We start from the raw sequence: 15,992 nt of genomic DNA on the forward strand, positions 1-15,992 counted from the left end.
AAGTGAACTCCCGAACTGCGCGCATGTTCCGCCCGACGCTGGCGGCCGCCCGTTGTTTGCGCCGACGCGTCCGGCGGGCCTAAGCCGCGCGGAACGATTTCGCAGCTTGCAACGTTGGGGCCTGCCCATCCGGGCACATTGGGAAGGAGGCAGGCACATGGGCGCATCCATTCTTATCGGCATATTGATCACCTTCCTGGTGGTGATCCTGGTGCTCTATCTCGTGCAGCGCCTGCCACTCGACGCCCGCGCGCGCCAGATTGCGCAGATCATCGTCATCATCATCGGCATCATTTCGCTGCTCAAATATCTTGCGGTGTTCTAGCCGCGATCCATATTCGACACCCGGAACTTCAAAAGCCGGTGTCCCATGAGAACCCCGTCGATCGCATCCACCGCAGCCAAAATCTTGTGGGCCGGCGCAATGTTGTGCAACGTGAGCACCGCCTACGCCGGGCCAGACACGCGCGCGATGACTTGCGCGCAGACGCAGGCGCTGATCAAAGGCGATCATGCCGCGGTCTTGACCACGGGTCCGAACACCTATGACCGGTTCGTTCGGCAGTTCGGCAACGAGTGCGACTGGCCGGAAGTATCAGTCTCGACGACGGTTCCGACTAAGCACGGCGAGTGCCGCGCCTATCGGCGCAAGGAGCCGATCAAATTTCCCGACTGACCCTTGCTCCTTGCGCCGGCGCGGAACCATTACAAGCTCTTGCGGGTTTTAGCAGCCGGCAGCGGGCCCGGGCGCGAGAGAAACTTGGCTCTGCGCATAACCGCAGGAGGAACGGCAATGCCTGAAATCGCGCGCAGCGGCAGTTGCCTGTGTGGCGGCGTGCAGTTCCGCGTCACTGGCGAGCCGCTCCGGGTCGGCCTCTGTCACTGCAAGGACTGCCGCAAGACAAGCGGATCGGCCTTTCATGCCTACGCCGTATGGCCGCTACGAGCGTTCGAAACCACCGGAATTACCAGCAGCTATGGCACTCGAAGCTTTTGCCCCACCTGCGGAAGCCGCGTTCCGTTCGTCAGCGATGACGAGGCCGAGGTCACGATCGGCAGTCTGGACATTGCGCCAACCGAAGGGTTGGTGCCCAGCTACGAACTCTGGATCGGACGCCGCGAGCCCTGGTTGCAACCTCTGCCTGCGGCGCGTCAGTTCGAGCATGACCGGGTCGCCGATGATTCGGCTGCAGGTGATGAACCCGGCGTCGATCCACAGCAAAGGTCAGCCTAGGTCGGGCTCTTGGCGGACGTTGGTCGGGGACGACAACGACCTCCAGTCTAGCGGCCGCCACCGGGCAATCCGGAAATGTGCTCGACTGTGGATTGATATGCTCGGACTTTCCTCGAAGTTTTGCTTTTCAACCAGCGGTCGGTTGACGGCCAATCGGCCGCCGCTAACGTTTGCAGTGCGGCAGAACATGAGGCCATGGGCTGGATGGGCCCAGGCACTCGACGCAAAAAGTTTTGCTCGTTTCACAAAATATAAGAAATTTTCAACCATGCTTGTTGCGGCAATCCCACTCTGGAATTTTTTCGCCAGCTCGTCCGTCGCGTTTATCATGTGAAAGATCAAGCTGCGGTTGCAATACCAAAGTGAAAATTCTTTCGGCTCAAGAAATTCCCTTCCCGCTCTCTTTTCTGGTCATATCAAATAGGACGTCCCGCCTTTTTCACCCGCAGCAAGCCTTATGACTTCCCACCTTGTACAAAAGGCCATCTTTGTTTCTTCCCTTTTTTGCTACATAATACTGGCGAATCTTGAGACCGGACGGGGCGGTTTTCGTGAAGTCGGCGCCTGAACACGGCCGCACTATGCATATGCGGTATCCGCCGGTCGACGGGTTCTGGACCTGGGACATCAAACGTGACCGTGTCTATGGCGACGCCAATCTTTCAGACTATTTCGGCTTTACGCTCGACGAATTCTCGCACGGCGCGTCGCTGGAGCGATGCATGCAAAGCATCGATCAGGACGACCGCTCAAGGGTTCGGCTGGCTATCCGCAAGGCCGTGGAGCGCAGGTCCGGCTTCCGGGAGGTCTATAGGGTCCGTTCCGAAAAGATGGGATTGCGCAAGATCCTGGCCGTCGGCCAATGTTACGCCGACGAGGCAGGCGAGGCGGCCCTCTATCCTGGCTGGTTCATTGATCTAACGAACGATGCCGCGGGCGAGGAGCAGGCGCTGCGCGAGATCCACAACCATGTCGGGCGGGCCAAGGACATAGCGCGATCGATCGGACACGACCTGGTGTCCTATCTTCTGGATAATATCGAGGAAGAGGTCGAGCAACGGCTTGGCCCAAGGCTGAGGAGGCGAAGATCGTCCTGAAGCCACTTTCGCCGATTGTTTCAAGGCTAGTTTCGCTTGCCGCGCCTGCCGACTTCAGCCGTGACCATGCGCGCGAAATGCGACTGGGGCGATCGGCGTTCGATGAGCCTGGCCCGCTCCAGGGCCGCATCGCCGTAAAATTCGATCAGCACGCCGGCGGCCTTGGCGGCATCGGCCCTCAACCGGCCGAAATCGGCCTGCCCGCTCTCGATCGAGGACCCGCTCCTGGCAATCACGTCAAGCATGACTTGCAACTTGTCAGGAGTGCTGCCCTCGTCTTCGTGCATGCTCGCTATCCGATTGGGCGCGTAAAATATCGACATTTCCGCCCGATGTCCAACAGGTTCGTTGATCGGGCATCGGTGCAACCGAGTACAGCTTCGCCGCGAGCGGGGCCACAATCTTCATACAAGCATAATGAGCCAAACTTACCGCGCATGCATTTGGGGGGCACCCATGGACCAGCCTAGCAAAATGGAAAACCTGCAGTTTGCGCAGGGGATTTTGCGAGAACTTCGCCAGAAGGCCGAGGCTGATGGCGAGAAGCTTCTGACCTACCTGATCGACATGGCTTACCTCGAAGCAAGCGACCGCATCCGCGCTCACTGGATCGGCAGCCACGAACAGGAAGGCCGCCGCGCCAAGGGCTGAGCCTGCTCGTTCCGGGCGGCAGGCCGGAACGCAAAAAACCCGCCATGCCTTGCGGCACGGCGAGCGGATCAAAACGCGTATTGGCTATATCAAACAGCCCTAATTATGACGCGACCGCCTGTTGGCGGACCGGAAGCTTCCAGCCCGGCCGCGCGAAATGACAGGTGTAGCCGTTGGGATAGCGCTCGAGATAGTCCTGATGCTCAGGCTCCGCTTCCCAGAAGGGCCCGACCGGGGCGAGCTCGGTGACGACCTTGCCAGGCCACAGGCCGGACGCGTCAACGTCGGCTATCGTGTCCTCGGCGACCCGCTTCTGTTCATCGCTGGTGTAGAAAATCGCCGAACGATAGCTCGCGCCGATATCGTTGCCCTGGCGGTTCTTCGTCGTCGGATCGTGGATTTGGAAGAAGAATTCGAGGAGCGTGCGGAAATTGGTCCTGGCCGGGTCGAAAATGATCTCGATCGCCTCGGCGTGGGTACCGTGGTTGCGGTAGGTGGCGTTGGGGACATCGCCGCCGCTGTAGCCCACTCGCGTTGAGATCACGCCGGGCAAGCGCCGGATCAGATCCTGCATGCCCCAGAAGCAGCCGCCGGCAAGGACCGCGCGCTCGGTGGAAGAAGCCATGTCATACCTCCTTTGGATTGCTCCATAGATAGGCGCTGCGCCTGGATTCTTCCAGCGGCTCGAAGGGGCGAACGCGGACACCGGGATCGAAGTGTTGTCGTATCCGGCGTCGACGATCTGCCGATCAACGCCTGCGCGGCTTCGCCTCCGCCGCGCTTGGATTAGGAATCCGGAGCTTGGTTGAATCTTCGCACCACCACCTCGAACACGATGTCCGACAACTGCTCGACACTGGTTTTATTATCGGCATCGACACGTTGCGAAAAATCCTTGGGCAGCAGCGTCAGCACGACCTTCAGATACTGGTCCGGCTTTTCCGCCCTGACCGCGGCGATGACACCGACCCCATGGGCGCGGAAGTCGGCGCGAAGGGCGGTCGCGAAGTCGTCGACGAGCGTCTTTCGCGGGCGCTTCGGGCGGCTGGGCAAAGCGGCATCGACGCGGGAAGCCTGCGGCTTTCGCGCTGCCCGCTTCGCGCCAGCGGGCTTGCGCAGCACGGCCTCGTTTTCATCAGCCATGGGCAGCCGCATCGGATGCCGCGACCTTTGCCGCCTTAGCCTTGCGCAGCTTGCGCGCAGGTTTCCTGCGCGGCTTGGCACGTGTCGGCTTGGCGGGCTCGCCGTCGGCCGCCGGCGCGGCCATTGCCTTCAATGTCGCGATGGCGGCGCGGGCTGCCGAGGGGCTAAGGCCCTGGGGCGGAAAGCCGAAACCGGCGACGGCATCGACCGTGCCGCCACGCACCATGCCGATGCGCACGCCGGGCGCGACCTGCTCGACGCGGCCCGAACCGTGCGGCAGGCTTGCGCTCTCGAATTCGCCGATGGCGCTGACAATCTCGGCGCCGTCATCGGCGATAATCATGGTGGCATAGCGTGGCATGGAGGCCTCAAGGTGAAACCACCCCGGCAATCGGAAGCGCCGCGCTGTTTCGCGCGCCCCTCTTTCCTGCCAGAGCTTCGAAAGACAAGAAAACAAAAACCCGCCGGGCGGCGGGTCGTCGGCGCAAATCAGCACCATGGACAAAATAGTAGCATAGCTGCCCTCACCGGGCAATAGCCAATAGGCAAAATTTCCTAATTATATACTTGACGTACCAGAGCGGATTTGCGATAACAAACCCAAGGAGTTACCGCAATGTTCGATCTAACTGCCGAGATTTACCACGACGCCGACAAGGCCCGCGAACACTTGGAAGCCATCCATTGGCCGCACGGGCCCTATTGCCCTCATTGCGGCAATGCCAATCCCGAGCGCATCACCAAACTTGCCGGCAAATCTACGCGCCCCGGTGTCTACAAGTGCAACGAATGCCGCGCGCCGTTCTCTGTGACTGTCGGCACCGTCTTTGAGCGTTCCAAAATCCCGCTCAATAAGTGGGTGCTGGCTTCGCATCTCTACGCCTCGTCCAAGAAAGGCATGTCGGCGCACCAGCTCCACCGTATGCTCGGCGTCACCTACAAGACCGCTTGGTTCATGGCGCACCGCATTCGCGAAGCCATGAAGGAAGACGTGAAGTCGTCCGGCCCGCTTGGTGGCGAAGGCAAGACGGTCGAAGCCGATGAAACCTACATTGGCAAGCGCGAGACGCCGCGCACGCCGTCGCCGCAGCGTAAGGGTCGGCCCTATCTCAAATCTGGTGGCGGTGCACACAAGCGCATTGTCGTTGGTCTTGTCGAGCGCGGCGGCAACGTGCGCATGTTCCATTTGAACGACGCCACGGCTTCGACCGTGCGCGATGTTCTGGTGCGCAATGTGGACCGCGCTTCGAACCTCTACACCGACTCCTCGCGTCTCTATACCCGTACTGGCGAGGAATACGCCTCGCACAAGACGACCAATCATGCGGGCGGCGAATACGTTCGCTACGAAGGTGGCGAGACGGTCCATTCAAACACGATTGAGAACGTGTTTTCAGTCTTCAAGCGCGGCATGATCGGCGTCTACCAGCATTGCGGCGAGGCTCATTTGCACCGCTACCTTGCCGAGTTCGATTTCCGCTATAACCGCCGCGCCGCGTTGAAAGTGTCAGATACCGAACGCGCCGCCGATCTGCTCCGCATGGCTCGCGACAAGCGTCTCACCTATCGGCGGATTGGTGAAACCAGTCACGCCTAAGCAAAAAGCGCGAAAATTCCTTCGCCTTCGCAAGAAACGCCGACTCGACTCTGAGTAGGCGTTTCCCTCATTATTCGCGAGTCTTGCGATTCGTTCGCCACACCTCTTGGGCACACCTCTGAGCGCGGGCCACTGCCCGGGAAAGGAGGTGATACGCATGAGCAAGATTGGTCGAAACGCGGGTAACGGACGTTTCACGACGATTAAAACCGCCGTGACCCATCCGAGAACCCATATTGTTGAGACTATCAAAAAGCCGAAGTGACCTAGGTCACTAGTCTTCCGGGCGGTCGTTCTTCGCGGGATTGCCGCCCGGTTTCTGTTTTGCAGGCTTCTCGGTTAACGGCCGGTTAACCGGCTTCTTGGCCGTCCTATGGTCTGGCGGCGTTTTCAAAAGGCGGCGCAATACCTCGTCGCCCTTTTCCTGGTCTTTGTCTCTGGGGGTTATTGTCATGACAATCTCTGACTGGACTCCGCCTTCTCGCAAGAAGCCCTCACCACAATATTTAGGCGACCCCAATCAGGCAACCATATGGATAGCGGTCGGTCGAGCGTCCTCCGAATGGGAACACGGTGAAGTCATATTGTGCCGGCTTTTTCAGTTCTTTTGTGAGACGCCCTCGTTCGCGGCATCACAGGTATATGGTACTCCATCAAATTTCTTAGGCCGCCTAGATCTGGTTCAGATCGCCTCCGAAGAGTTCTTCCTAAAGCGCAAGGAAACGCAAAAGAATCTTGAAATGAAAGCAGAAGTTGAAAAATTGCTATCTGCTTTCGCGCAAGCCAACAAGGAGCGCAATAAGATCGTGCATGCCATGGTGCATGGCATGACACTGGAAAAGCACGGTATCAAACATTCTGGCTATTACCTAGGCCCTTCCTATTACTCGACAAGGAAGAGAAAGTTCGATCTTATAGAAGGATGGCCTATGGGCGCCGACTATTTTTATCGCTCGGCTGAAATCAACCTTTGCGCAGATCGGTTCAGTGAGCTTCTCCGTGAGGGGATGCAGCTTTGGCTGCAGTTGCAGGACGTTTATGGAGTTCCATCAGGGACGCAATTTGCGCCGCGAGAACACGCGCCCGAACGGCGCTGATCGCCTCGCAATGCGTTTCGATCAGACCCAAAATTTCCTCGTAGATATCTGCCAGCCTGTCGGTCGAATCATGTCTCATTTCAAGCTCGGTACGTCAAGTATATAATTAGGCAAAATTTCCTATCATTTGAAAACACCTCCCTCAAGACGCGCCCTCCTCCAACAACGACGGCGCCGCGTCCCACAGCCCTAGATTGAGCCGCCAGCCGAAAGCGGGGCGAAATTTCGTCGGAACCAACCTTGGTCCGATGGGTTCCACCCTTGGTCGCAGCGCGACAGACGAACCGTCTCGCACAGAGGAGAAGATCATGCTTACGAAGATCCTTGCAGCTTCGGCCCTGACGATCGGTCTCGCCACCGCGGCGATGGCCCAGACCGCCGGCACTACCAGCGGCAATGACAGCACGGGCGGCAGCGGCCAGACCATCACCGTCGACCCGAAGACGCCGGCCACGCCGTCGCCTGACCAGATGGCGCCCGATACCGGCACGACCGGCAGCGTGACCAGCGGCGACATGAATTCGAACGCCGACAAGAACTGTCCGAACAGTCCTCAGGGCTCGATGGGCGACGCTGGCAGCTCCACCGCCGGCACGACGCAGCCGAACGTGAACGACAAGAACTGCGGCAAGTAGGACTGCAGCTCGACAAAACGTTTCGTTGCTCCAATGGCCGTGGAAGCAAGCTCCTCGGCCATTGTCTCGTGAACGGCTCCCTGGTTGCAGGCATGGAAATCCCGGCGGGGAACCATGCAGCTTCCCGACCGTTGCAAGGGCACAAAGGAGAAACCCATGGCAGACAACGAAAGCAGCAGCGGCGGCGCGGCAAACGGCACCGGCACCCCGAGCACCAGCCCGGCCAGCGCGGCCCGTCCCCGTAACGCCGCATCGCGCAGCAGCGGCGCCTCGCGCAGCGGCGCATCGCGCAGTGGGAGCGCATCGCGCAGCAGCGCGGCTTCCTCCAGGGCGTCCGAAGGCACAATGAAGCGGCAGATCGCCGAGTTGAAGCGGGAGGTCGGCCGATTGAACCGCGCGCTGGCCGACAAAGCCGAGGAGCAAGCGGAGGCCGCGAATGGCTGGTATGAGAGCGCGGCCGAACGCGCGTCGAACCTCTATAGCGGCGCCTCCAACCGCGCCTCCAACCTTTACAGCGGCGCATCGGATCGCGCCTCCCGCGCGGCCCGGCAATTGCGCAGCCAGGCGCAGAGCGTTTCGGAAACGGTGCAGCAGAACCCCGGCACCTTCTCGACGGCGATGCTGATCGGCGGCCTGGTCGGACTACTGGCCGGCATGGCGATCAGCCGAACCGACGACCCCGAGCCGGACTGGCTGCGCCGCTGGCACACGTAGCAGCGGCTGAACCGATCAACGGTGTTTAGCGCGAGATGCCTTGCGGCCGCGCGGAAAGAAAGGCCAGGCCATCGCGCCCGGCCTTCTTCTTTGTTGTTCCCTGCCTCCGGCTGTGGCCGGTTGTCCCGGGCTGGTCATTAGCCGGAGCTTATGGGATCATTCCCTAAGGGAATCGCGGAGAGCAGCATGGACAGACCTGCCATGGCATCCGTCTTTCGGATGCGGCATGTGCCTGCAAGCATTTCGGGCGTTCGCAGCCTGGGCCGGGGCCAGGCCGATCCGATCTTCCATTCGAGACCACTGGGCGAAGCGATTCGTTTCATCGCCCAGGCCGAGGGTCAGTACGACCTCAGCGCCGTCGCCGTTTTCTATGGCGACCGCCAGACGCCGCCGCTCGGCAACCGCGAGATCAGGCAGCTCTGGAGCGAGTATGGCCAGCGGTGGATGGAGGCTTAGCCCGCGCCGGCGTCCCCGCTCGGATCGGAAACGCCGCTCATGCGTTCTTGAGGCGAGGTCAATGGGAGAACGCCATGAACGTCGCCAATCTCCAACTCGAGGGCCTGCTGATGGCCGTCGCCGCGGTCAACCATGTGCTCGTCAAGAAAGGCGTGCTCACGGTCGAGGAAATCGACATCGCGCTGCGCAAGGCCGAAGCAGGCGAGACCGGCGAGGAGCGTTCGGAGGCGATCTCCGCCTCGAACCGCGACGCCATCAATTTCCCGATCCGGCTGCTCGAGCTCGCCAACCAGTGCCAGCCGGAAGCGGACATGCCGTCCTTCTCCAAGCTGGCGCGCATGGTCGGGCAGATGAAGGAGCCGTATAACGATCAGATGTGAAGCCATGGGAAGGCGCCTTGAAATGCTGGCGCCGCCCCTCATCCGCCCTTCGGGCACCTTCTCCCCGTAAACGGGGAGAAGGAAGGGTTCAGGCCCGGCCCGGCCAGCCCTGGCGCAGCGCGAGCACGTTGCCCGGGCCGTGGACGGCGGCGTAGAGCAGGCCGGCGGCGAACGGGAAATGCGACATGAAGGCGCCGAACTCGGCCTGGTTTCCGGCCCAGTGGGACGGGCCATGGAAGGCAAAGCCCAGGAGCCGATCAGCGCCAACGGCGTCATGAAGGCGCCGGTGAGGAAGCCAATCACCAGCAGCGCTTCGAGGATCGCCGCGCACCAGGCCAGGAACAGCGGGAATGGAAAGCCGGCGGCGGCGATGTAGCCGGCGGTGCCGCTCATATCCATGAATTTGAAGGCGACGGCCATCGCGAACATGGCGGCGAAGATCAGGCGAGCAATGAGAATGGCAACGGTCTGCCAGGTCGATTGAGTGTTTTCCACGAGTGTCCCTCCGGATGGTGGAAGCAGTGATGCCCCCAAGGACGGGCGCAGGGAGAAGGTTCCGACAGGCGGTGGAAAAATTGTTCGAGGCGAGGACGCGGCGCCTCGCCTTCTCCCGTTGTGGGAGAAGGTGGATCGGCGCGACAGCGCCGAGACGGATGAGGGGTGTTCCAGCAAAGTGAGACGTCGGTGTTCCCTGGAACACCCCTCATCCGGCCGCTTCGCGGCCTCCTTCTCCCACAAGGGGAGAAGGAGAAACCTGCGGCGGATGGCTGATCGACTCCCGCACGGTGCCGTATTCGGCGCCCCAGCGGTCGGTCATGTCGCAGCGAATGTCCCAGAGCTCGGGGAAGAAGCGATGGCGGGCGCCGCCCTCGAGGATTTCCACCGGCCGTCCCTTCAGCGACTTGGCGCCCAGCCCGATCGAGCGGTGGATGAGATAGAGGTGATTGGCGCGGAATTTCTGGAACAGCTCGTCGAATTCGATCAGCGCCTCGCCCACCACATAGGAATCCCCGTGGTCGTAATGCTCGTCATAGATATCCGCCACGGTCAGCCCGCGGCCGTCGAGATAGGCATGCCTGAAGGCCCGCCAAAGATCCGGCGGCAGGCGCAGCAAAAGCTTGAAACCTGGCGATTCCTGGCCGCTGCCATTGCCGAGTTGCAGGCGGATCTGCTGATACTCTTTGGGCGACATGGTCTCCAGGAGATCGAGCTGCGCCGTCATCATGCGCATCAGCCGGTGCACGCGGCCCATCAGCGTGATGATGCGGTGGGTGTCCTGCCTCTCCAGATAGTCGAGCACATCGACCAGCGTATAGGCGATGAGCTTCATCCAAAGTTCCTCGACCTGGTGCACGATCTGGAACTGCAATTCGTCGGCATTGACCATCTCGGCGAGCGGCTTCTGGCAGGCGAGCAACCGGTCGCATTTCAGATAGACGCCGTAGTCGCGCATCTCGGGCGCCTCTATGCGGGCGTGATAGTCCGTCTTGTCCATGGCTTAGCCTCCTCGCGGCAGGTTTTCGACCTGGCGACAAGGATAGCGCTTTCGGCTTGAACATTGTTCCTTTCTGTTATTCAAGTGACGTGAAGTGAAGGACGATCTCTGCATCTTCCGTCATATTGGAGAACGAATGACGCTGGACGCTCTCGACCGTAGAATAGTCGCCGCGCTTGAGCGCGATGGGCGCATCTCGTTCGGCGAACTCGCCGAGGAGGTCGGCTTGAGCAAGACGCCTTGCTGGAAACGGGTGAAGGCGCTGGAAGAGGCCGGCGTCATCCGCGGATATTCGACCCGCATCGACCCGGCCAGGATCGGCTTCGGCATCGAGGCCTTCATTCAGGTGTCGATCGACTTCGAGGTGTCGGACGCCTTTGAAGCGGCGGTGAAGAAGCACCCGCTGATCCGCCGCTGCTACGCCACCACAGGCGAAGCCGACTATCTGCTCCAGATCGTCACCGTCGACATGATGGCGCTCGACCGGATGCTGCGCGAGGAACTCAGCCGCCTGCCCGGTGTGCGCCGCACGGTGACTTCGATGGCAATGCGCGAGATCAAGGGCGACATCTCGTTCGCCGAGGCGGCGGCGCGTGCGCAGAGGGGATAAGGCGAGCGCCAAATTGAGACGTCGGCTCGACGGTACCCTGTCTGCGATCGAGCCATGGACGCCGGCCGCGCAGGCCCGCGCCGCATGGTGTCTTTATGGCGACGCGAGGCGATCTACTGGTCGGAAAACGCGGGACGAGGATATGGGAACCTGACTATGGCCGGCTCGGGCTCCCGCTCCACCTTTTCCTTCTCGGCGTCGGCCTTGCGTTTCGGGCACTCCTCGAATTCATGGTCGCGGCCGCCGCAATAGGAGCAGCATTTGGCGGGGGTGTCGGGGTGGAGCATCGAGGCCATTCCCAAGAATGCACGAAAAGGTTTCCGGTTGCAGCAATTGCGTGAAGCCGCCGCAACAGCCGCCTTGCCCCATGCCCAAGAGATCAAAGTCCAAGGAGCCGCCGCTCGCGCGGCGGGCTCCCGTTCAGTCACCGCTCACGCATGCGCGTGGGGATGACGGAAGTCCCAGACGGCCCAGGCCGATGCCGCGACCACGAGCACGCCGAGGACGACATGCGTGGCCATGACATTCGTGTCAGCCGCGAAGCGCAGCAACCAGGGCGACACGATCAGCCAGAGCCCGAGGACCACACTTACCCATTCTTCCCACTCGGCGAACACCGAAAGCGTCGCCAGCGCCAGCGCGCCGAGGAGAACGCCGACGATCCAAGCGTTCCACGCGGGCACCATCGCCGCGGTGAATCCGATGACCCAGGGTGAGATGAACAGGCAGATCGCGAGGACCAGGGTAATCCAGTCCAGGGTCTTTCTTGCTTCCATCATTGCCATGACAACCTCCATGAATGAAGTTTGGCCAAAGCAAATGTATCCGCGTGGACATTGCACGCTCTGTTACATGATGTAATGCATTTTTACAGATCTGCAAGGGAGAGCCGGCCGCAGGCGCCTCAGCCCTTGAAATCGCTTTCGTCTTCGATACCGAGCTGAGGCACGACGATTGCCTCGATCGGTGCGTCAAGCGTCCATTTAAGGCCGTCGGGCGATCGCTCCAGGCTGGAGGAGCCGCTCAGCGACTGCGGCGCCACCCGCTGCAGCACCACTGTGCCGAACCCCTTGCGCTCGCCCAAGCCCTTGCGCTCTGGCGCCTTCTGCGCGGTTGCGGCCGTGCCGGATGTCTCATGCCAGAGAAGATGAAAGCGGCGCTGCGCCTCCGGGCCGGTCTCGACCTTCCAGGTGATTTCGATACGACCGCCCCCCGAGGCCAAAGCGCCATATTTGGACGAGTTGGTGCCGAGCTCGTGGAAGGCCATGCCGAGGTTCTGAACGGCATTCGACTGCAGCGTCAGAAGCGGCCCGGAAAGCGAGATGCGGTCTTCGTGGCCGAAGGGCTTCAAATGCTCCTGGACAAGGTCGAACAGGCTGGCGCCGGCCCATTCCGTGGTGACCAGAAGGTCGTGCGAGCGCGACAGCGCCATGATGCGGGCCCGGATCAATTCCTCGAACTCGCCTGGGTCGGTCGAGCGCTTGCTGGTTTCCCTAACCATCGACAGGATCACCGCGAACTGGTTCTTCACGCGGTGATTGACCTCGCGCATCAAAAGCCGGATGCGGCGCTCGCTTTCCTTGGCGGGCGTGATGTCACGGGCGATCTGCGAGGCGCCGATGATCTCGCCCGCGCTGTTCCTGATCGGCGACACGGTGATCGACACGGCGATCAGTGAGCCATCCTTGCGCTTGCGCGTCGTCTCGTGACTCCCCACGCCCTCGCCCCGGCGAATCCGACCGATGATCTCGGCCTCCTCGTTGTGCATATGCTCGGGGAGCAGCATCAGGATAGACTGGCCTACGGCCTCCTCGGCGGTATAGCCGAACATGCGCTCGGCCGCCTGGTTCCAGTCGGTGATGATGCTGTTGAGGTTCTTGCCAATAATGGCGTCATAGGACGAATCGACGATCGCCGCGAGGCGCGCGTCGGCATTGGCGTTTTGTCGGAATATCCCCCCATAACTTGTCATGTTCATTAATTAGGGCCGACGGTGAGGCACGGCAACGCGTCGGGTGATGGCATCTGCTTACCGTTTGGAGTCGCTGGAGCCATTGCCCACCCTCTCCGCCGATATCACGCCAAAATCCTGCGACTTCGCGCCTGCGTCGGCGGTCAGAAACCCGTCCGACGAAAGCCCACGGCGCAACAGTTCGCGCACCGCGGCCGATCGGCTCGGCATGCGTTTTTCGAAACGCCAGTTCTCCAGCGCCGCCAGCTCCTCGTCGGTCAGCATGATCTGCAACCTTTGCGGCCGTTCGAGATCAGCCATGCCTGCCTCCTTCACAGACAAAAATGCCACGAATGAGTAAGTGCCTCATTGTAAGTAGAAGTAGGATTCGCCGTATAGGGCGTCAAGGACGCTTATGCCGTAAAAGGCGGGATGAACTAACGAAACCAATGATGCACCGAAACCACATTTGTTGGTCTATGCTAACCGATTGATTTGTCTAGTCCTTTTAGCTTTTTTGCTTGCCATCCGGGATGGTTCGACGCATGATGGCGATTGAGGGATAACCTCCAGGGAAAGGAGGCATTCCATGTTCCAACGATTTTCCATCCGGTTGCGCGACGACGCTCATCACAGGGTCCAGTGGGCCTTGCGGATCAAGGGTATCGTCAACATCATCCGGCTTTCGGAAGAGATCAGGCTGAGCAATCTGACCGAGAACATCGCCCGCGAAGACATCGAAGATCTGGTGATGCAGGTCGCCCAACTCTATGGTGCGCCGATCGAGTTCGACGACGATGCCCGGACGGCGATTGATCTGCCCAGCGACTTTGGCCAAGACAACCGCAACGATCTCGAAAAGATCTTGGACAGCCGCACGTGCGGCGGCGATATCACCAGCGATCTGCTGCAGTTGACGCGGGAATAGCGCAGAACCGTCCAGGCCGGCGCCGGATTCGTGCTCACGCCTTCTTGTTGCGCTTCGAAACGGATTTCTTCGGCGGTGGCGCGGGAGCGTCCGCTTCCTGTGCCAGCCTGGCGGCGCGCAATCGCTTCGTCTTGGCCTCCCTGGCAGTTGCTTCCAGATCCACGATCTGCCGCGCGACACGAGACGTCATGTCGGTTTTGGCTTCCGTTCGAGACGGAACCGGCTTGAACAGACTGGTATCCGATAGGGACTTCATTTCTTCTCCTTAATCAAAAAAGGCCGGGCAAAGCCCGACCTTCTCCAACGCACCTACGAGGCCGATGCCAGTACATCCGTGGTCATGGACCCCGAGGCGCTGTGATCAGGCGGCTTGCAGGTTTTCGGCAGAACTTTTGCCGTTGCGGGCATCCTTCACGATATCGAAGCTGACCTTCTGGCCTTCGACCAGCGAGCGCAGTCCGGCGCGCTCAACGGCCGAGATATGAACGAACACATCCGGCTGGCCATTGCCGACTTCGATAAAGCCGAAGCCTTTGGTGGAATTGAAAAACTTTACGGTTCCAGAGCTCATTGCGATTTCCTTTCAATCGACGTAAATCATCGCCGCTTGGTCACCTGACCAAACGCCGGGTTCTTCGAAATTGAGAGGGAATATCGTTGGGCGCTGAAGCGCGAAAACAACGTTCGTTCAACAAGATCGATTGTCGGTATGTAGCGCTTAATTCTCACTTTTGCAAGAGAGGCCGAAATAATACTCGGGCCATGTCCGGGCCGGATGCGAAGCGGATTCGGCCTCTCGCCAGCGCGCCTAAGCGCTGGCGTTCAATCCGTGGAGCACCACAAGGCCGGTTTCATATCTGGCTGGAGAAAGCCCTGCCTGATGTGCCTGCCATAGATTGTCTTTCAGATCAGCTTCCTTGACCGACCTGGCGAGCGCGTTCGAGGCGGCGCGGCAGATGAACCCCTGCTCGCTTTCGTCCATCCGTTTCGTCAGCGCATCGACGGCCGCGACAACCGATGAACTGAAGCCGGCCTGCTCAAGCCGCTCAAGGGTCCAGCCCTCGCCTTTCTCTACGACGTCATGCAAATAGGCGACGGTCTTTTCATCCAGCGTCTCGACCGCATCGGCGACGCGCCTCAGATGTTCGATATAGGGTCGTCCGGTTTTGTCTTTCTGGCTACTATGGGCCTGCTCGGCGATCTTGGCTGCCCGGTGAAGCATGTTCCTTCCAATCATCAAAAATAAAGCCCGCCCCGGCGAGGGACGGCCGAGGCGGGCTGCTCGGGTCTGAACCCGGTCGGTGGCGCGCCTTTCGCGGGGGGAGCGGGGCTGCGCGCCGCCTGCATGCAAGAACATCGACACAGGGCGAATGTTCCCGCCGCATCCTGCGAATTTTGAGATGGGACGTTTGGCGCTTTCATATGACGCGGACCCCATCGAGCCCAATGCCGGACACAAGACAGCCTTGCGACAGGAACCTCGCGACCGCACCGCCGTTAGCCTTCCGTGTGCAACAGGAGGTTCGGCAATGGATTGGAACCGCGTCGAAGGCAATTGGAAGCAGGTGAAGGGCAAGGTCAAGGAACAGTGGGGTAAGCTCACCGACGATGACCTCGACCGTATCGCGGGAAAACGCGACCAGCTCGAAGGCAAGATCCAGGAACGCTACGGCCTCGAGAAGGATCGCGTGCGCCGCGACATCGATGAATGGTACAGCCGCCAAGGCTGGTAGCAGCCGATTGCCTAGCCAGGAAGGGCGCTGTCTCGCGACAACGCCCTTTTCAATCGCGGCGGAATTTTGCGAACGACACCGTGCGGGCCTGCTCCAGCCAACCGGAAGCGTGGAGGATGAAGCTCGCTTCGAAGGCCACCGTGGCCGAGAGCACCCTGCCCCTTCGGCACCGGCGAACCACACGGTGACGATCCTCGACCGGCAGAAGCTGCAGCAGAACGCCGAGCTCGATCCGACTTACCTCGAGCCACACTAGCATCAAACCGCATTG

General features: G+C 60.6%; 28 protein-coding genes and 1 pseudogene. 14 read left to right on the plus strand and 15 right to left on the minus strand.

Annotated features, from left to right (window positions below; all coding sequences use genetic code 11):
- Positions 1-157 precede the first annotated feature (157 nt).
- The 4 genes from O7A05_RS25715 to O7A05_RS25730 all read left to right on the plus strand — a co-directional run bounded on the left by O7A05_RS25715 (position 158) and on the right by O7A05_RS25730 (position 2,331).
- Positions 158-325 carry a Thivi_2564 family membrane protein gene (locus tag O7A05_RS25715; RefSeq protein ID WP_337095737.1) on the plus strand — a complete coding sequence of 56 codons (168 nt, stop codon included), beginning with the start codon at positions 158-160 and terminating at the stop codon, positions 323-325.
- A gap of 111 nt (positions 326-436) precedes the next feature.
- Positions 437-676, plus strand: a complete 240-nt coding sequence (locus tag O7A05_RS25720; protein WP_337095739.1) for a hypothetical protein — start codon at positions 437-439, stop codon at positions 674-676.
- Positions 677-793: 117 nt separating this feature from the next.
- A complete protein-coding gene (locus O7A05_RS25725; RefSeq protein WP_337095740.1) occupies positions 794-1,234 on the plus strand; it encodes a GFA family protein in 441 nt (146 codons plus the stop codon).
- Between the two features lie 551 nt (positions 1,235-1,785).
- Positions 1,786-2,331 carry a PAS domain-containing protein gene (locus O7A05_RS25730; protein WP_337095741.1) on the plus strand — a complete coding sequence of 182 codons (546 nt, stop codon included), beginning with the start codon at positions 1,786-1,788 and terminating at the stop codon, positions 2,329-2,331.
- A gap of 26 nt (positions 2,332-2,357) precedes the next feature.
- Here O7A05_RS25730 and O7A05_RS25735 read toward each other — a convergent pair whose 3' ends face one another.
- The gene (locus O7A05_RS25735) at positions 2,358-2,618 is read right to left on the minus strand and encodes a hypothetical protein (protein WP_337095742.1); all 261 of its coding nucleotides are present in this window, start codon (positions 2,616-2,618) and stop codon (positions 2,358-2,360) included.
- A gap of 169 nt (positions 2,619-2,787) precedes the next feature.
- On the opposite strand from O7A05_RS25735, the gene O7A05_RS25740 reads away from it, so the two are divergent.
- Entirely contained in the window at positions 2,788-2,982 is a 195-nt protein-coding gene (locus tag O7A05_RS25740; RefSeq protein ID WP_224516124.1) for a hypothetical protein, read from the plus strand.
- Positions 2,983-3,085: 103 nt separating this feature from the next.
- Here the strand turns inward: O7A05_RS25740 and msrA are convergent, their stop codons facing one another.
- From msrA to O7A05_RS25755, 3 genes are all read right to left on the minus strand, one after another.
- Positions 3,086-3,607, minus strand: a complete 522-nt coding sequence (gene msrA, locus O7A05_RS25745; RefSeq protein ID WP_337095745.1) for a peptide-methionine (S)-S-oxide reductase MsrA — start codon at positions 3,605-3,607, stop codon at positions 3,086-3,088.
- Between the two features lie 161 nt (positions 3,608-3,768).
- Complete coding sequence (locus O7A05_RS25750) at positions 3,769-4,125, minus strand: hypothetical protein (RefSeq protein WP_337095746.1); 357 nt, start codon at positions 4,123-4,125, stop codon at positions 3,769-3,771.
- Positions 4,118-4,486, minus strand: coding sequence for a hypothetical protein (locus O7A05_RS25755; protein WP_337095748.1), 369 nt, complete (start codon positions 4,484-4,486; stop codon positions 4,118-4,120). The genes O7A05_RS25750 and O7A05_RS25755 overlap by 8 nt, the downstream gene beginning before the upstream one ends.
- A 255-nt stretch (positions 4,487-4,741) precedes the next feature.
- On the opposite strand from O7A05_RS25755, the gene O7A05_RS25760 reads away from it, so the two are divergent.
- Positions 4,742-5,722, plus strand: a complete 981-nt coding sequence (locus O7A05_RS25760; protein ID WP_337095749.1) for an IS1595 family transposase — start codon at positions 4,742-4,744, stop codon at positions 5,720-5,722.
- A gap of 274 nt (positions 5,723-5,996) precedes the next feature.
- Here O7A05_RS25760 and O7A05_RS25765 read toward each other — a convergent pair whose 3' ends face one another.
- A complete protein-coding gene (locus O7A05_RS25765; protein ID WP_337095750.1) occupies positions 5,997-6,176 on the minus strand; it encodes a hypothetical protein in 180 nt (59 codons plus the stop codon).
- Between O7A05_RS25765 and O7A05_RS25770 the strand changes: the two genes are divergently transcribed.
- From O7A05_RS25770 to O7A05_RS25790, 5 genes are all read left to right on the plus strand, one after another.
- Positions 6,175-6,819: a hypothetical protein gene (locus O7A05_RS25770; RefSeq protein WP_337095751.1), complete on the plus strand. Its 645-nt coding sequence runs from the start codon at positions 6,175-6,177 to the stop codon at positions 6,817-6,819. The two genes, O7A05_RS25765 and O7A05_RS25770, sit on opposite strands and share 2 nt — an antisense overlap.
- Positions 6,820-7,127: 308 nt before the next feature.
- Entirely contained in the window at positions 7,128-7,454 is a 327-nt protein-coding gene (locus O7A05_RS25775; protein ID WP_337095753.1) for a hypothetical protein, read from the plus strand.
- Positions 7,455-7,610: 156 nt separating this feature from the next.
- Positions 7,611-8,168: a hypothetical protein gene (locus tag O7A05_RS25780; protein WP_337095755.1), complete on the plus strand. Its 558-nt coding sequence runs from the start codon at positions 7,611-7,613 to the stop codon at positions 8,166-8,168.
- 186 nt (positions 8,169-8,354) lie between these two features.
- Positions 8,355-8,624, plus strand: coding sequence for a hypothetical protein (locus O7A05_RS25785; protein ID WP_224589212.1), 270 nt, complete (start codon positions 8,355-8,357; stop codon positions 8,622-8,624).
- A gap of 74 nt (positions 8,625-8,698) precedes the next feature.
- A complete protein-coding gene (locus O7A05_RS25790; RefSeq protein ID WP_224516117.1) occupies positions 8,699-9,004 on the plus strand; it encodes a hypothetical protein in 306 nt (101 codons plus the stop codon).
- Positions 9,005-9,092: 88 nt separating this feature from the next.
- On the opposite strand, the pseudogene O7A05_RS25795 reads toward O7A05_RS25790, so the two are convergent.
- Positions 9,093-9,433 (minus strand): annotated as a pseudogene (locus tag O7A05_RS25795) (DoxX family protein).
- Between the two features lie 274 nt (positions 9,434-9,707).
- Positions 9,708-10,499 (minus strand): tryptophan 2,3-dioxygenase family protein, encoded by a 792-nt coding sequence (locus O7A05_RS25800; RefSeq protein ID WP_337095757.1) that lies wholly within the window; start codon positions 10,497-10,499, stop codon positions 9,708-9,710.
- Positions 10,500-10,635: 136 nt separating this feature from the next.
- Here O7A05_RS25800 and O7A05_RS25805 point away from each other — a divergent pair, with 136 nt between their 5' ends.
- Positions 10,636-11,109: an Lrp/AsnC family transcriptional regulator gene (locus O7A05_RS25805; protein ID WP_337095759.1), complete on the plus strand. Its 474-nt coding sequence runs from the start codon at positions 10,636-10,638 to the stop codon at positions 11,107-11,109.
- 113 nt (positions 11,110-11,222) lie between these two features.
- Here O7A05_RS25805 and O7A05_RS25810 read toward each other — a convergent pair whose 3' ends face one another.
- The 4 genes from O7A05_RS25810 to O7A05_RS25825 all read right to left on the minus strand — a co-directional run bounded on the left by O7A05_RS25810 (position 11,223) and on the right by O7A05_RS25825 (position 13,381).
- Positions 11,223-11,396, minus strand: coding sequence for a hypothetical protein (locus O7A05_RS25810; protein ID WP_337095760.1), 174 nt, complete (start codon positions 11,394-11,396; stop codon positions 11,223-11,225).
- A 144-nt stretch (positions 11,397-11,540) separates the two neighbouring features.
- Positions 11,541-11,894 (minus strand): SPW repeat protein, encoded by a 354-nt coding sequence (locus O7A05_RS25815; RefSeq protein WP_337095761.1) that lies wholly within the window; start codon positions 11,892-11,894, stop codon positions 11,541-11,543.
- 119 nt (positions 11,895-12,013) lie between these two features.
- The gene (locus tag O7A05_RS25820) at positions 12,014-13,087 is read right to left on the minus strand and encodes a sensor histidine kinase (protein WP_337095762.1); all 1,074 of its coding nucleotides are present in this window, start codon (positions 13,085-13,087) and stop codon (positions 12,014-12,016) included.
- 51 nt (positions 13,088-13,138) lie between these two features.
- Positions 13,139-13,381, minus strand: a complete 243-nt coding sequence (locus tag O7A05_RS25825) for a hypothetical protein (RefSeq protein ID WP_337095764.1) — start codon at positions 13,379-13,381, stop codon at positions 13,139-13,141.
- A gap of 268 nt (positions 13,382-13,649) precedes the next feature.
- On the opposite strand from O7A05_RS25825, the gene O7A05_RS25830 reads away from it, so the two are divergent.
- Complete coding sequence (locus O7A05_RS25830; protein WP_337095765.1) at positions 13,650-13,988, plus strand: hypothetical protein; 339 nt, start codon at positions 13,650-13,652, stop codon at positions 13,986-13,988.
- A 34-nt stretch (positions 13,989-14,022) separates the two neighbouring features.
- On the opposite strand, the gene O7A05_RS25835 is transcribed toward O7A05_RS25830, so the two are convergent.
- From O7A05_RS25835 to O7A05_RS25845, 3 genes are all read right to left on the minus strand, one after another.
- Entirely contained in the window at positions 14,023-14,244 is a 222-nt protein-coding gene (locus O7A05_RS25835) for a hypothetical protein (protein WP_224584540.1), read from the minus strand.
- A gap of 105 nt (positions 14,245-14,349) precedes the next feature.
- Positions 14,350-14,559 carry a cold-shock protein gene (locus O7A05_RS25840; protein WP_140752028.1) on the minus strand — a complete coding sequence of 70 codons (210 nt, stop codon included), beginning with the start codon at positions 14,557-14,559 and terminating at the stop codon, positions 14,350-14,352.
- A 237-nt stretch (positions 14,560-14,796) separates the two neighbouring features.
- On the minus strand, positions 14,797-15,345 hold the full coding sequence (locus tag O7A05_RS25845; protein ID WP_337095801.1) for an HD domain-containing protein: 549 nt from the start codon (positions 15,343-15,345) through the stop codon (positions 14,797-14,799).
- Between the two features lie 172 nt (positions 15,346-15,517).
- Here O7A05_RS25845 and O7A05_RS25850 point away from each other — a divergent pair, with 172 nt between their 5' ends.
- Positions 15,518-15,721, plus strand: coding sequence for a CsbD family protein (locus tag O7A05_RS25850; protein ID WP_224714265.1), 204 nt, complete (start codon positions 15,518-15,520; stop codon positions 15,719-15,721).
- 49 nt (positions 15,722-15,770) lie between these two features.
- On the opposite strand, the gene O7A05_RS25855 is transcribed toward O7A05_RS25850, so the two are convergent.
- Positions 15,771-15,980 carry a hypothetical protein gene (locus O7A05_RS25855; RefSeq protein ID WP_337095767.1) on the minus strand — a complete coding sequence of 70 codons (210 nt, stop codon included), beginning with the start codon at positions 15,978-15,980 and terminating at the stop codon, positions 15,771-15,773.
- Positions 15,981-15,992 lie beyond the last annotated feature (12 nt).

The sequence above is a fragment of the Mesorhizobium argentiipisi (SeqCode) genome, assembly GCF_037179585.1.
In the GTDB taxonomy this organism is placed as follows: domain Bacteria; phylum Pseudomonadota; class Alphaproteobacteria; order Rhizobiales; family Rhizobiaceae; genus Mesorhizobium; species Mesorhizobium argentiipisi.

Excerpts from the sequence above, each read along its gene's own strand:
- O7A05_RS25715 (WP_337095737.1), top strand. The coding sequence starts at position 158 with ATGGGCGCATCCATTCTTATCGGCATATTGATCACCTTCCTGGTGGTG.
- O7A05_RS25725 (WP_337095740.1), top strand. The coding sequence starts at position 794 with ATGCCTGAAATCGCGCGCAGCGGCAGTTGCCTGTGTGGCGGCGTGCAG.
- O7A05_RS25735 (WP_337095742.1), bottom strand. The coding sequence starts at position 2,618 with ATGCACGAAGACGAGGGCAGCACTCCTGACAAGTTGCAAGTCATGCTT.
- O7A05_RS25740 (WP_224516124.1), top strand. The coding sequence starts at position 2,788 with ATGGACCAGCCTAGCAAAATGGAAAACCTGCAGTTTGCGCAGGGGATT.
- msrA (WP_337095745.1), bottom strand. The coding sequence starts at position 3,607 with ATGGCTTCTTCCACCGAGCGCGCGGTCCTTGCCGGCGGCTGCTTCTGG.
- O7A05_RS25750 (WP_337095746.1), bottom strand. The coding sequence starts at position 4,125 with ATGGCTGATGAAAACGAGGCCGTGCTGCGCAAGCCCGCTGGCGCGAAG.
- O7A05_RS25755 (WP_337095748.1), bottom strand. The coding sequence starts at position 4,486 with ATGCCACGCTATGCCACCATGATTATCGCCGATGACGGCGCCGAGATT.
- O7A05_RS25760 (WP_337095749.1), top strand. The coding sequence starts at position 4,742 with ATGTTCGATCTAACTGCCGAGATTTACCACGACGCCGACAAGGCCCGC.
- O7A05_RS25770 (WP_337095751.1), top strand. The coding sequence starts at position 6,175 with ATGACAATCTCTGACTGGACTCCGCCTTCTCGCAAGAAGCCCTCACCA.
- O7A05_RS25765 (WP_337095750.1), bottom strand. The coding sequence starts at position 6,176 with ATGACAATAACCCCCAGAGACAAAGACCAGGAAAAGGGCGACGAGGTA.
- O7A05_RS25775 (WP_337095753.1), top strand. The coding sequence starts at position 7,128 with ATGCTTACGAAGATCCTTGCAGCTTCGGCCCTGACGATCGGTCTCGCC.
- O7A05_RS25780 (WP_337095755.1), top strand. The coding sequence starts at position 7,611 with ATGGCAGACAACGAAAGCAGCAGCGGCGGCGCGGCAAACGGCACCGGC.
- O7A05_RS25785 (WP_224589212.1), top strand. The coding sequence starts at position 8,355 with ATGGACAGACCTGCCATGGCATCCGTCTTTCGGATGCGGCATGTGCCT.
- O7A05_RS25790 (WP_224516117.1), top strand. The coding sequence starts at position 8,699 with ATGAACGTCGCCAATCTCCAACTCGAGGGCCTGCTGATGGCCGTCGCC.
- O7A05_RS25800 (WP_337095757.1), bottom strand. The coding sequence starts at position 10,499 with ATGGACAAGACGGACTATCACGCCCGCATAGAGGCGCCCGAGATGCGC.
- O7A05_RS25805 (WP_337095759.1), top strand. The coding sequence starts at position 10,636 with ATGACGCTGGACGCTCTCGACCGTAGAATAGTCGCCGCGCTTGAGCGC.
- O7A05_RS25810 (WP_337095760.1), bottom strand. The coding sequence starts at position 11,396 with ATGCTCCACCCCGACACCCCCGCCAAATGCTGCTCCTATTGCGGCGGC.
- O7A05_RS25815 (WP_337095761.1), bottom strand. The coding sequence starts at position 11,894 with ATGGCAATGATGGAAGCAAGAAAGACCCTGGACTGGATTACCCTGGTC.
- O7A05_RS25820 (WP_337095762.1), bottom strand. The coding sequence starts at position 13,087 with ATGAACATGACAAGTTATGGGGGGATATTCCGACAAAACGCCAATGCC.
- O7A05_RS25825 (WP_337095764.1), bottom strand. The coding sequence starts at position 13,381 with ATGGCTGATCTCGAACGGCCGCAAAGGTTGCAGATCATGCTGACCGAC.
- O7A05_RS25830 (WP_337095765.1), top strand. The coding sequence starts at position 13,650 with ATGTTCCAACGATTTTCCATCCGGTTGCGCGACGACGCTCATCACAGG.
- O7A05_RS25835 (WP_224584540.1), bottom strand. The coding sequence starts at position 14,244 with ATGAAGTCCCTATCGGATACCAGTCTGTTCAAGCCGGTTCCGTCTCGA.
- O7A05_RS25840 (WP_140752028.1), bottom strand. The coding sequence starts at position 14,559 with ATGAGCTCTGGAACCGTAAAGTTTTTCAATTCCACCAAAGGCTTCGGC.
- O7A05_RS25845 (WP_337095801.1), bottom strand. The coding sequence starts at position 15,345 with ATGTTCTTGCATGCAGGCGGCGCGCAGCCCCGCTCCCCCCGCGAAAGG.
- O7A05_RS25850 (WP_224714265.1), top strand. The coding sequence starts at position 15,518 with ATGGATTGGAACCGCGTCGAAGGCAATTGGAAGCAGGTGAAGGGCAAG.
- O7A05_RS25855 (WP_337095767.1), bottom strand. The coding sequence starts at position 15,980 with ATGCTAGTGTGGCTCGAGGTAAGTCGGATCGAGCTCGGCGTTCTGCTG.